Below are 12,350 nucleotides of genomic sequence, written 5' to 3'. Positions count from 1 at the left end.
CAGCAGGTAACTATTCCCATTCAGCTTTTACGCGGGTAATGATCTTTTCGATCAAGGGCAAACGATCCTTGGGACAAATCCCGAACAGGGGTTCCCCCTGATCAACGCTGACCCCGGGCTTAAAATAAACCGAGTGAATGATTCCCGGCTCACCATCGTAATATACCGGCGTATCACGTTTCATCAGGGACATGGTCAGGATTTCATCCCCCGGCTTGATACTCACCGAGCGCTGACCATACTTGTCGATGCTGGACTGCAAATCGAGAGAAAAGAAATATTTGGCCCTCTCTGGCGCCGTGTAGGGGGTCAGCACCTGACGCAGGATATCTTCCACAATCTCCCTTTTCTTCAGGGGATGCCGAATGGTCAGCACATGTTCGCCGGCCTCGACGAAACTGCCCTCCAGATCGCTGCGCACCATGGCAACCTGCCCGTTGATAAAAGAGGTAATCCGTTTAAGATTGCGCTCCCGCTCCAGCTCGTAGAGCAGAGTGCCGGGAATATGGCGAAATTTTCCGGATGGCCCCACTACCTCGTCACCTTCCCGCACCTTGCAGCGCAAACGACCGGTATGAGCGGTCCGGACTTTCCGGTAAGCAAAAGGGTCGGCCCGGTAACGGCCTAAAATGGCATCAAAATCAATATCATGTTCCTGCATAAGAGACTCCAACCTTCTTTAACAGCATGATCGAGAACAACCGGCAAAACCGTCCATAGATAAATGATTTTGCCCGGGTAAACGGGGGCGGCAGTGCCGCAGGTGGCGGCAAGCGGACCGGTGCCGCGTGCATCAGGACGCAAGTCGGTCCGCTCGCCGCAAGATGCGGTGCTGCTGCCCGTTTACCGGTAATAGAGGTTGCCGCCGCCCATGGTCATCAGGGATTTATGCAGGTTACGCCGGAAATCCCGGCGGTCCCAGATGCCCTGGATGTGTCCCCGCTTCAGAGCGCTGCGGGCGCTGTGGTAATCGGGCGGTACGTCTTCGCCGGTGGTATCGCGGATCACCCGGGGGCCGGCAAAGCCCAGCCGGCTGGAACGGATGGCGAACTGGTAGGGCGAACAGCCCAGGAAGCTGGCCACCGGCCCGGCGTAGGAGTTGTTGTCGTAAACCACGATGTAGAGGCCGCCGGAGTCGATATACTCCCGCACCGCCATGGTGCACTTGGGCATCTGAATCACCCCCAGGGTGCCCTCGTGAATCCTGATCCCACCGGTGGTGTGCACATAGGAAAGCAACGGCCGCCGTTTGATCCGGGCGATCTCGCAGGCCCGGACAAACTTCTCACCCTCGGCCGCCCCCACCGTACCGTTACGGAAGTCGCTGTAGAGCATGGCCACCACGATGTCGACCCCCATCACCCGCGCGTCAAAGGTGATCATGGCACAGGGGCGCCCGGTTTTCTTGCGGGCCGCCTCCAGCTTCTTGTCGAAGCCGGGAAACGACAGGGGATTGATCGAGGCCAGGTCGGCGTTGAACTCCCGAATGGAATCCGGCTCAAAAAGATGCTTCATGTACCACTGGTATTCCAGGGGAAAATGATGGCCGCAGTTTTCGCAGACCCCGCAGAATTCGCCATAGAGATCCGGCACCCAGAGATCCTTGCAGCCGTGCTTATCGGCGTTGGGACAGCTCACGGTGCGGTCCTCGTTGGCCAGCGACGAGGTGTAGATTTCGCCGTACTCGATCTGTTCGGGGCTGCTGGAACCCCAGCCGGCTGAACTGCGGGCCACCCGGGAGCCGGGCTTGCGGGTAATGAAATCGTAGGCGGCGGTGAAGGGGGCGGACACCTGCTTGATCAGCACCGAACCCTCGCCGGAGACATCCTCCATCACCTTCTTAACCTGCTTGTGCCGGCTTTTCAGCACATCATAACGCAAGGTATAGTAAAATTTGGCCAGCCCCCGGCCAAGCCGGCGGTACATCGCCGCTCCGGTGGACAGATGCTCACGATACCCCTGGATCGCCATCTGGCGATACTTGCGGGAGCGGTAAAGGATTAGCCGGCCGATTTCATCGTCGGCCAGTTCCCAGGAAACGTAGCCCCGCAGGTCATCATCGGCCCCGGCCTTTTCCATCTTCAATTCATAGGCCCGGAAAGCCCGCAGGCTTTTGGTCTTCAGCACCACCTCGTCGGTGGCTCGGATCATCTCATCCTTGACCCGGCGAAAGAAAGCAAAATCATCACGCCGGGCCCCCAGCAGGGGTTCCTGGATAACCCGGTCGATGGTGCCATGGCGCAGGTTGTCGCCGGCGGTAATGGCCAGGCGTTCGGCGCAGTTTTCCAGCAGATCCTTGGGTACCTTGACCCCCTCCCGGATCTTGCCCTCAATGGCGGCGGCCCCTTCCGGGGAGATTACCGAGTAATAACCATGGGAGAACATCAACCGGATATCGCCCATGCCCACGGCCTCGGCCCCGCCGGAGCCGCCTTCCGAGGTCACCGCGATCATCGGCACCCGGAGCTTGGCCATGGCGTAAAGGTTACGGGCGATCTGCTGCCCGGCCCCGGGGTAGTCTTCGACGGGAAAAGCGCCGGGGGTGAAAACATAAAAATGAATGGGAATCCCTTCGGTTTCCGCCACTCGCATGTAACGCAGGGCCTTTTCATTGCCCCAGGGCTTGGTGCTGCCCCCCTGGCGGTATTCCTCGCCTTGGCCCTTTTCATGGCCGATGACCATGACCTGCTGCATCACCACCTTGTTTTTTACCCGGCGGGCAATACTGGCCCGCGCCGCCACCAGCGCCGGGTCGATATTGGCGTCCTCTTCTCCGCCCAGCTCGGTATACTCCTCGTAGACGTTTTCCAGCATATCCTTGAGGGAAAAGCGTAGCGGACTGCGAACAATCCGCACCCGCTCCATGGGGCTCAGGGACTCTTCGCAGCGGCTCTCCAGAAAGGTCAGAGATTCCTCCAGAGCACCGATTTTTTCGGCCAGATGCTCATGGCTGTGCTCATAAAAGGCATCCCGCAGCCCCTGCAGCTTTTCCTGCAGGGCGGGCAGGTTGGCCCATTCCGAGCCTTCCTTGATCCAACCGAGATAACTGATCCGTTCCTCGGCCTTGAGCAAGCGTTTTCGTAGGTCTTCCATCGGGGGTAACCGTCCTTTAGAAGGTCAGTAGGCGATCCATATTGTCCGCCAGATATTGCAGGTTGGTATTGATCGGCGCCCCGGAGGAGTTATGGCCTTCAATTACCATCTCATCGAGGAAACGCCGGGCCCGCTGCTTGGCCTCGGCCATGGAGTCACCCCAGACCAGGGCCAGGGCCAGGTTGGGGTCGTAATCACTGGGAATCGCGTAGGGCCGGTCGGTGGGAACATGGGTATAAACCGCCGACCATTCATGCCTGGGAAAGGAAAACTGCGAAATGGTCCCGATCCAGGGGGCAAAGCCGCGCTGGGGATCTTCGGCGACAATCCGCAACTCGATACTGGTGCCGCGAAATTCGATATCACTCTGGCTGTAACCCAGTTTATCGCCCAGGGCCAGCCGGATCTGCTCACGGATCAGGTTGGGGTGTTGGCCGTTGAGGTAGCTGATCCGGGCGGAGACGTCATTTTCCACCTGGATCCTGGTATTGACTTCCAGCAGATAGGGCTGGCCGCTGCGGCTGACGATCCACTCCCAGGTGCCGACATTGTCGTAGCGTACATGAGAGGCCAGCTTCAGTGAGTTTTCAACGATCTCATCCAGGACTGCGGGGGCGTCAAACTCGTATGGAAAACAGGAGGTGTCGAAACCGGGCGCGGCCTCCAGCCTTTTCTGCCGGCCGGTACTCTGAATAGTGCAGTTACGGGTGCCAAAATGGACCCGCTCGCCGTGCCGACTGCAGAGCAGTTGCACCTCCAGGTGATTGTAATCACGCAGACACTGCTCGATCAGCACCCCGGGGTCGCCGAACTGGCGTTTGGCGTAGTTCTGCACCTGGCGATAAACCCGGCGGAACTGCTCGATCTCATGCACTTCCTCAATACCCATACCGCCGCCGCCGGCGGCCGCCTTAACCAGCACCGAAGGCTGGCTGATCCCCCTTTCCGCCTGATCTTCCAGCAGGCGCCGGGAGATTTCCTCGGCATCGATTTCGTTATAGATGGGGCCGTCGGTGCCGGGAATGGTGGGAATCCCCAACTGGTTGGCCACCCGTTTGGTGTTGATCTTGTCCCCAAGGTCCTTGATCACTTCCCATTTGGGACCGATAAAGGTCAGGGGCTGATCCCGCACCGTCACCCGACGGGCAAAACGGTAATCTTCGGAAAAAAAGCCGTACCCGGGATGAATGGCCGTGCATTTGGTGTGATCGGCCACCGCCAGGATATCGTTGGGATCGGTATAGCTGGCCACCCGCCAGGCCCGGCGTTGGTTGCTCTCACTGTCGATATTGCGCTGCACATGCTCGGACTGCTCGTCGGCCTCGGTGTATACCACCACATAGTCTAGCCCCAGGTCCCGGCAGGCCCGCATAATCCGCAGCGCGATCTCACCCCGGTTGGCAATCAATACCTTGTCTTTCAATGTTAACCCCTTTGTAACTGTCCAGCAGCACCCTATCTCGCGGCGATCAGGTCGGCTTGAGTACCTGATGGTACGCTACGCCGACTTGGCTTACCGCAACCTGGGGGCACAGCTGAACACTTACGTGCCAGAAAGAGCTGGATAGTTATACCCCTTTATGCTCAACGCAAAAGAAAAGGAAAAAGGGCAGGCGGAACAACGGGTTCCGGCCACCGTCCTTTTCCCTTCGGTCGCGGCCATATCTAACCTATTTGACCGCAAAAGAAAAGAGGAAAAGGTCGTCTGTCGGCCGGCCTCAACCGCCGACCAGCCAAAAATAATATTGACGGCACCCCACCCCGTTACTATTGTCTGGACGGTGCGTCAGTTATCAAAGACAGAATCTCAAAACGTCCCAACAGGATATCCGGAACGTCATTCCGGCGAAAAACGCGCCGGCTGAACGGCTGCATGCAACAATTATAATACATCGGGAGATATTTACCACCATCATGGACCCATCACCAGAACCCGCCCCGGCGGAGCCTCCGGCCTCGCCCAGGGCGACGGAATCGACCTTCCATCGCCTGCTGAATCTGCTCGGCATCAGCAAAAATCCCGACACCGCCGAAGAAATCGAACAGGAAATCCAGGAAATCCTTGATGAAGGCGAAGAGCAGGGGCTGATCACCCCCGAAGAGGGGGAAATGATCGCCGGCATCATGGAACTCAAGGATACCCAGGCCTACGAGGTTATGACTCCGCGGGCCGAAATGGTCATGGTGGAAGCCGCCACCCAGCTGGCGGAACTGCTCCGGCTCATCATCGACCGGGGCTTCAGCCGGATCCCGGTTTACCAGAACAGCCCCGACCAGATCATCGGCATCCTGCACGCCAAAGACCTGCTGCCCTACTGCCTGGAAAGCAGCGAACCGCCAACCGCCGGGATGCTGGCCAAGCCCGCCGAATTTGTGCAGGAAAAAAGCAAGGTCATCAAACTGCTGAAGCGCTTCCAGAAGCAGAAAACCCACATGGCCGTGGTCAACGACGAATTCGGCGGCGTCAGGGGCCTGATCACCCTGGAAGACATCGTCGAAGAGATCGTCGGAGAGATCGTCGACGAGCACGATCGCACAACCCGACGCTGGAAGGTGGTGGACCAGCATACCGTGCTGGCCGACGCCAAGGTGGACATCGAAGAGGTGGAAGATTTTTTCGGCACAGAACTACCGGAAGGCCCCTATGAATCGCTGGGTGGCCTGATTATCCACCACCTGGACCAGGTGCCGCCCCCCGGGGTTACCCTGAACATCAACTCCCTGGTGTTTGAAGTGATTGCCGCCGACAAACGCCGAGTAATAACGGTAAAAATCCAGAAAAAATGATTAGAATCATGCTGGCGGCACTCAGTGGCTTGCTGCTCTTTTTTTCCTCGCCCGGCAGTGGCGGTCATGCCCTGATGGCCTGGGTGGCGCTGACCCCGCTGCTGCTGGCGATAGAAAAACTTGACTGGCGGCGGGCCGCCGGTCTGGGGCTGCTGGCCGGGCTGGTTTACCACCTGCCCCTGCTGCACTGGATCACCATCGTGCTGGGCGTCTACGGCGGCGTCCACTCACTGGTGGCGGCTCTGGCCCTGGGGTTGCTGGCCCTTTACATGAGTTGTTACCTCGCCCTTTTTGCCGCCCTGCTGGTTAATTTTACCTACTGGGGCAAAAACCATGGGCGCTTGGGGGCGCTGTGGGCCGCACCGGTGATCTGGGTCGGGCTGGACGTGCTCCGCGCCCGCCTGTTTACCGGTTTTCCCTGGCAGGACCTGGGCTACAGCCAGTACCAACTGCCCCTGCTGACCCAGGTGGCCGACCTGGGCGGTCACCACGCCATCACCTTCCTGCTCGTGCTAAGCGGCACCCTGCTGGCCCTGCTCATCAGCCCCGTCGTAAAAGGCCACTTAAAGCAGCAGGTTGCCGGGTCGCCTGAGGAACGGTGGCCTACCGCCCGGCCCGCCATTGTCCTTCGAACGGACCGCTGGTCACTGGCCCTTGCCCTGCTGCTGCTGATCTCGACAGCACTGTACGGCGCCATCCGCCTGCAGCAGTATCCCCAGATCCTGGCGGCCGCCCCGATGATCAAAACGGCCGTTGTCCAAGGCAATATCCCCCAGGAAGAGAAATGGGACCAGGAGCTGCGGGCCGCCACCATCCAACGTTATCTGGAGTTGAGCGAGTCAGTGGCCACCGGCGACGAAGCATCGGGGCCGGACCGGTCACCGGCGCTCATCGTCTGGCCGGAAACCTCTCTGCCCTTCTACCCCCTGGAACATCCCCTGTTTTATGACCTTATCGATTTCACCACCCGCCACGACAACTGCCTGCTGGTCGGCGCCCCCCACCGGGAGCTTGACGCCGACCGGCAGTTGCAGTATTACAACAGCGCCCTGCTGATCGGCCCGACATCGGGCGCCGAGCAGCCGGCCGGAATCTACCACAAACAGCATCTGGTACCCTTTGGGGAATACATTCCCCTTCGCCGGCTGCTGCCTTTTTTTGCCCCGGTGGTGGAAACTCTGGGCGATTTTACCCCCGGCCCTGGACCCACTCTGCTGAGCTGCGACGATCGCCGGATCGGCACCCTGATCTGCTTTGAGGCGATTTTTCCCCGGCTGGCCCGGCAGATGACCGCCAAAGGAGCCGACCTGCTGGTCAATATCACCAACGACGCCTGGTTCGGCGACAGCAACGCCCCCTGGCAGCATCTTTCCATGGCCACCCTGCGGGCGGTGGAGAACCGCCGCTCCATGGCCCGGGCCGCCAACACCGGCATCAGTGTCCTGATCACCCCGGACGGACGGCTGCATCAGGCCACCGAACTCTTCGTGCCGGACACTCGCCACGCCGCCCTGCCGGTACCTGGTCCGAACGCCAGGATGAACAGCCTGTTCACCGCCGGCGGTTTTCTGTTTGGCCCCTTCTGCCTGCTGCTGCTTATCGCTGGCATAGGCCGGCATATTTATGTTATAAGGCGTGATTAAGCTTGTTGTAAGGATCACCGGATCCATCACGCAAGCAAGTAAGTAAGCGGTTACGGGGCACCGCCCCGCACCGCCGCTTTTGGTCTGGATTGCATCCTTAAATTTTTAATTTTACCGAATATCTCGAGGAACACCATGAGCATCAGTATTGCCGCCGATCTGAAAGAGAAAGCCGAAAACCTGCAAGGCCGCCTGCAAACCCTGCGGAGTCATCTTTGACCTGGACAACAAGTTACTCCGCATTCAAGAACTGGAGCACCGCAGCGCCGCCCCGGACTTCTGGAACGATCCGGAAGCCGCCGCCGTGGTGCAAAAGGAGCAAAGCGACCTGCAGGACACCATCGACAACTGGCAGCAACTAATCAGCGCTTTTGAAGACGGCGAGGTGTTGCTGGAACTGGCAGTGGCGGAAAACGACCAGGAAGCCGAACAGGAGGTGGCCGTTGCGCTGGGAAATGTCGAGAAGCGCTTGGCGGCCCTCGAGTTGGAATGCATGTTCAACGGCGAACATGACACCAGCAACGCCATCTTAACCATCCACGCCGGCGCCGGCGGCACCGAAGCCCAGGACTGGACCGACATCCTGCTGCGCATGTACCTGCGCTGGGCCGAAAAAAAGGGTTTTTCCACCGAGATTCTCGACCACCTGCCCGGCGATGAAGCGGGCACCAAAAGCGTTACCGTCATGGTGAAGGGGCGCTGGGCCTACGGCTTCCTCCGCTCCGAGATGGGGATTCACCGGCTGGTCCGAATCTCCCCCTTCGACACCGGCGGGCGCCGCCACACCTCCTTTGCCTCGGTATTTATTTTCCCGGAACTAGATGACAACATCGAAGTGGAGATTAATGACAAGGATCTGCGCATCGACACCTACCGGGCCAGCGGCGCCGGCGGCCAGCACGTCAACAAAACCAGTTCGGCCATTCGCATCACCCACCTGCCCAGCGGCATTGTGGCGCAGTGCCAGAGCGAAAGAAGCCAGCACCGCAACAAAGACACCGCCATGAAAATGCTGAAAGCCCAGCTTTATGAACGGGAGCGGGCCAACCGCCAGGAAGAGCAGCAGCACCTCCACGGCGACAAAAAGGAAATCGCCTGGGGCAGCCAGATTCGCTCCTACGTTCTGCAGCCCTACCGGCTGGTCAAGGACCACCGGACCAACCATGAAACGGGCAACGTGGACAGTGTGCTGGACGGCGACCTGGACCCCTTCATCATCTCCTATCTGCTCTGGCAGCCGTCATGACCACCGGCTCCCGGTTTGCGCAAAACTGCGCCAAATGCGGGGCCTGCACCACGGTCTGCCCGGTCTACCGGCAAACCGGCCGGGAGTACCATACCGGCCGGGGCAAGCTGCATCTGCTGAGCAAGCTGGACCCGGCTGAAGCCAGCGCCACCTACGCCGAAATTCTCTCCCATTGCCTGCTGTGCGGGGCCTGCAGCCAGGTCTGCAGCCGCCAACTGCCGGTGGCTGAACTGCTGGCCGAAGCCCGCGGAGAATTGACCCGCCGGGCCGGTCGCCAGGTCATGTTGCGGGCTTTAAGCGGCGGGCTGCTGAGCCGCCCACACCTGCTGAAGGCCCTGGCCCCCATGGCCCGCCGACTTAAAGAACTCAGACTGCCGGCGGACAGCGGCCTCAACCTGCGCCTCGGCCTTATGCCGGACCAGGAATCGGCGGCAGCCGCCAACCAGGACAACACCTCCGACACCCCTGCGACCATTTCAAGCCCGGCGGCACAAAAACCGAAGATAACTGATCACAGGGTTCAGTCTGGAGTAAGCGAGCACGGGATGCCGCAGGTGTTCAGCGGCTGCTTTGCCACCTATATCGAGCCGGAGATCACCCGCTCCCTGCTCTCTCTGCTGACCCGGACCGGTCCGGCACCGGCCGACACCCCCTCTGGCCAGGGTTGCTGCGGCTTGGCGGCCTACAGCTGCGGCCAGCGGGAACAAGCCCGGCGGCTGGCCCGAAAAAATATCGCCGCCTATCCCGGCCAAAACCCCATCGTGGTTGCCTGTGCTTCCTGCGCCGCCCACCTGCGGCGCTATCCGGAACTGCTGGCCGACGACCCGCAGTGGGCCTCCCGGGCAGAGAACTTCGCCGGCCGCATCCGGGAATTTTCGCAGTTGCTCAGCGAACAGTCGCCACTCAGCGGCAGCGATGCTTACCGCCCGTTAAAGCAACAGGTTACCGACCCTGGTGAACAGTTGCCAGGAAGCGATGAACCGGCCACCCTCAAGGTTCTCTACCACGATCCCTGCCATCTGCGCTTCGGCCTGCAGATCACCCGGGCTCCGCGCCAACTGCTCACAGGGCTGCCCGGCCTGGAGCTGCTGGAGTTACCGGACGGCCCCCAATGCTGCGGCCATGGCGGCCTTTTTCACCTGGCCCACCCGGAGAGCGCCGACGGCATCCTCCAGCGCGTCAGCGAGGCCGCCCGAACTCTCAACCCCCAGGTCATCACCACCGCCTGCACCGGCTGTCTGCTGCACTGGCGGCAGGCCCGCCGCCAGGGTTACCACCAGGCCCGGGTGGTGCACCTGGCCGTCCTGCTGGACCGGCTGACCAGAGGAACCGGTGACTAACCTTGATAGCCTCGCAAAAACACACCAAACGGGTTGGTCGGTAACACGAAAACAATTAGTTACAAAGAGTGCCCAGTCGGCGGCGCGGCTTTTTGCGACGCCGACAGCCTTAAACGTTATGGCCGCAGGGATCTGTCAAAGTCGCGCTGGGACGGTGAACGCGAAGCCAAAACCAATGGCTTTGACTGGTTCCTGCCGATGGCCAGGGCAAGCTTGCGTATTTTTTAAGAGTTCTTATAATGCCCCGGTAATCAGCACCGTGACCGACCTAACCCCGGCCACGGCATCAAACAAAACCTACACAAGGATTATTTCTATGTTTTTACGCATCTTTACTGCTCTGACGGTGTTAATTGTCTGCTCGGCTTTTCTCTTCAGTGGCCCGGCCCTGGCCGGAGTAACCTGGCAGGAGGGCAGATCCTTCACCCTGGATGAGAAGCCTTTGGACGTGGCTTCTTCCCTTGATGCCAGCCGCATTTACGTGTTGGTTGAAGGCGGCAAGGTGCTGATTTATGATCAGCAGGGCAAACTCGGCGGCACCATCCCCGTCGACCCCGACATGGATCGGATCAGCGCCGTGGGCTTGCAGAAAGCCGGGCTCCCGGAGAAAATCATCCTCATCGGCACAGCCGGCGGCAAGGTCCAGGAGTTGGACCTGCGTTATGCCATCGCCATCAACACCGAAGGCTCGCCATTTCTGGGCCGGGCCGACGCCCCGGTGGAAATCGTCGAGTTCAGTGATTTCCAATGCCCCTACTGTGCCCGGGTCAAACCCATGACCGAGCAGATTCTGCTGCAGTTCCCCGATCAGGTGAGGGTGGTTTTCAAGCATTTCCCGCTCTCCTCCCACGAGTACGCCAAGCCGGCCGCCCTGGCCTCCATGGCCGCCCAGAATCAGGGCAAATTCTGGGAATTTCACGACAAACTTTTTGCCGCGCAACGCGAAATCGGCCCGGAACGGATCCGCGCCATCGCCCGGGAACTGGAGCTTGACATGGAACGTTTTGACCGCGATCTGCGCAGCCGCGAACTGCACCGCCGGCTGGAACAGGACCTCCAGGACGGCCAGCAGGCCGGGGTGCGCGGCACTCCCACCATCTTTATCAACGGCATCCTGCTGGAACAACGCTCGCCGGAAAATATGCGAAAAATGGTTGAAGAAGCCCTGGCGAGATGATGACCCAGACCACCGAGGAACTGTGTTTCAACGATAATGCCCTGGTGGGACAGCTTTACGGGGAGCTGAACCGTAACCTGGCGATCATTGAAGAAACCAGCGGCGCTGGCATCCAGGTACGCGGTGGCACCGTCACCCTCACGGGCGGCGAAACCGAAGTGGCCCTGGCCGCCTCGGCCCTGCGCAAACTTTACGAACTGATCCGCTCCGGCTATCCGGTTTACCCGGCCGATGTCGCCTACGCCCTGCGGGTGCTGGCCGCCTCACCGAAAGCGGTGCTGAAAGATATCTTTCTGGACAAGGTTTATATCACCGCCGAACAGAAGGTGATCTCACCTAAAAGCCTTAACCAGAAAACCTACATCGACGCCATCCGCCGCCATGATGTGGTTTTCGCCATCGGCCCGGCCGGCACCGGCAAGACCTACCTGGCGGTGGCCATGGCGGTGGCCGCTTACGTCAACCGCCGGGTCAGGTCGATCATTCTGGCCCGGCCGGCGGTGGAGGCCGGCGAGCGGCTGGGTTTTCTGCCCGGCGATCTGGCCGAGAAGGTCAACCCCTACCTGCGCCCCCTCCATGACGCCCTTAACGATCTGCTGGGTCCGGGCAAGGTGGCCCAGTTGCTGGAGGAAGGGGTCATTGAAATCGCCCCCCTGGCTTTCATGCGCGGCCGCACCCTGAACGACGCCTTTGTCATTTTGGATGAGGCCCAGAACACCACCTCCGAGCAGATGAAGATGTTTCTCACCCGCCTGGGGTTCAGCTCCCAGGCAGTGATCACCGGTGATGTCACCCAGGTTGATCTACCGCCGGAGAAAAAATCCGGCCTGATTGAAGCCCGCCGGATTCTCAAGCGGGTGGAAGGCATTTCCTTCTGCGAATTCAGCGATGCCGATGTGGTGCGCCATCCCCTGGTGCAGAAGATCATCATGGCCTACCAGCAAAGCGGCGGCCATAAGCCCCGGGGCGCCGCCAAAGTGGCGACCACGCCGCCGCCCTCCGGCCACAAAAAACGCCAGGCCAGCCCCAGCCCCCCTAAAGCTAAAGCCCTCAAGGAAAGCTGA

At 60.2% G+C, this 12,350-nt stretch carries 10 protein-coding genes; 7 read left to right on the top strand and 3 right to left on the bottom strand.

The annotated features are described in order from the left end of the window. Nucleotides 1–10: 10 nt before the first annotated feature. From P0N66_RS06700 to P0N66_RS06690, 3 genes are all read right to left on the bottom strand, one after another. Nucleotides 11–661: a biotin/lipoyl attachment domain-containing protein gene (locus tag P0N66_RS06700; RefSeq protein ID WP_275803589.1), complete on the bottom strand. Its 651-nt coding sequence runs from the start codon at nt 659–661 to the stop codon at nt 11–13. A 182-nt stretch (nt 662–843) separates the two neighbouring features. Next, the gene (locus P0N66_RS06695) at nt 844–3,093 is read right to left on the bottom strand and encodes an acetyl-CoA carboxylase carboxyl transferase subunit alpha/beta (protein ID WP_275803587.1); all 2,250 of its coding nucleotides are present in this window, start codon (nt 3,091–3,093) and stop codon (nt 844–846) included. A 16-nt stretch (nt 3,094–3,109) separates the two neighbouring features. Further along, nucleotides 3,110–4,516 (bottom strand): biotin carboxylase N-terminal domain-containing protein, encoded by a 1,407-nt coding sequence (locus P0N66_RS06690; protein WP_275803585.1) that lies wholly within the window; start codon nt 4,514–4,516, stop codon nt 3,110–3,112. A gap of 157 nt (nt 4,517–4,673) precedes the next feature. On the opposite strand from P0N66_RS06690, the gene P0N66_RS06685 reads away from it, so the two are divergent. From P0N66_RS06685 to P0N66_RS06655, 7 genes are all read left to right on the top strand, one after another. Continuing rightward, complete coding sequence (locus tag P0N66_RS06685) at nt 4,674–4,958, top strand: hypothetical protein (RefSeq protein WP_275803583.1); 285 nt, start codon at nt 4,674–4,676, stop codon at nt 4,956–4,958. Nucleotides 4,959–5,007: 49 nt separating this feature from the next. Beyond that, the gene (locus tag P0N66_RS06680) at nt 5,008–5,880 is read left to right on the top strand and encodes a hemolysin family protein (protein WP_275803581.1); all 873 of its coding nucleotides are present in this window, start codon (nt 5,008–5,010) and stop codon (nt 5,878–5,880) included. After that, complete coding sequence (gene lnt / locus P0N66_RS06675) at nt 5,877–7,523, top strand: apolipoprotein N-acyltransferase (RefSeq protein ID WP_275803579.1); 1,647 nt, start codon at nt 5,877–5,879, stop codon at nt 7,521–7,523. The genes P0N66_RS06680 and lnt overlap by 4 nt, the downstream gene beginning before the upstream one ends. A 135-nt stretch (nt 7,524–7,658) precedes the next feature. After that, a protein-coding gene (gene prfB / locus P0N66_RS06670; RefSeq protein WP_275803577.1) for a peptide chain release factor 2 occupies nt 7,659–8,769 on the top strand; the annotation gives its coding sequence in 2 pieces (ribosomal slippage) (nt 7,659–7,739 and nt 7,741–8,769; 1,110 coding nt in all). Beyond that, nucleotides 8,766–10,109 (top strand): (Fe-S)-binding protein, encoded by a 1,344-nt coding sequence (locus P0N66_RS06665; RefSeq protein ID WP_275803575.1) that lies wholly within the window; start codon nt 8,766–8,768, stop codon nt 10,107–10,109. The genes prfB and P0N66_RS06665 overlap by 4 nt, the downstream gene beginning before the upstream one ends. Before the next feature lie 316 nt (nt 10,110–10,425). Then, nucleotides 10,426–11,286 carry a DsbA family protein gene (locus P0N66_RS06660; RefSeq protein ID WP_275803573.1) on the top strand — a complete coding sequence of 287 codons (861 nt, stop codon included), beginning with the start codon at nt 10,426–10,428 and terminating at the stop codon, nt 11,284–11,286. Next, complete coding sequence (locus P0N66_RS06655; protein ID WP_275803571.1) at nt 11,283–12,350, top strand: PhoH family protein; 1,068 nt, start codon at nt 11,283–11,285, stop codon at nt 12,348–12,350. The genes P0N66_RS06660 and P0N66_RS06655 overlap by 4 nt, the downstream gene beginning before the upstream one ends.

Source organism: Desulfurivibrio dismutans (genome assembly GCF_029210385.1).
GTDB lineage: Bacteria > Desulfobacterota > Desulfobulbia > Desulfobulbales > Desulfurivibrionaceae > Desulfurivibrio > Desulfurivibrio dismutans.
The sequence above is the reverse complement of the archived record's forward strand: the minus strand, read 5'-3'. Positions and strand labels throughout refer to the sequence as shown.

Coding starts and splice junctions, on each gene's coding strand:
- P0N66_RS06700 (WP_275803589.1), bottom strand. CDS start 661: ATGCAGGAACATGATATTGATTTTGATGCCATTTTAGGCCGTTACCGG.
- P0N66_RS06695 (WP_275803587.1), bottom strand. CDS start 3,093: ATGGAAGACCTACGAAAACGCTTGCTCAAGGCCGAGGAACGGATCAGT.
- P0N66_RS06685 (WP_275803583.1), top strand. CDS start 4,674: ATGCTCAACGCAAAAGAAAAGGAAAAAGGGCAGGCGGAACAACGGGTT.
- P0N66_RS06680 (WP_275803581.1), top strand. CDS start 5,008: ATGGACCCATCACCAGAACCCGCCCCGGCGGAGCCTCCGGCCTCGCCC.
- lnt (WP_275803579.1), top strand. CDS start 5,877: ATGATTAGAATCATGCTGGCGGCACTCAGTGGCTTGCTGCTCTTTTTT.
- P0N66_RS06665 (WP_275803575.1), top strand. CDS start 8,766: ATGACCACCGGCTCCCGGTTTGCGCAAAACTGCGCCAAATGCGGGGCC.
- P0N66_RS06660 (WP_275803573.1), top strand. CDS start 10,426: ATGTTTTTACGCATCTTTACTGCTCTGACGGTGTTAATTGTCTGCTCG.
- P0N66_RS06655 (WP_275803571.1), top strand. CDS start 11,283: ATGATGACCCAGACCACCGAGGAACTGTGTTTCAACGATAATGCCCTG.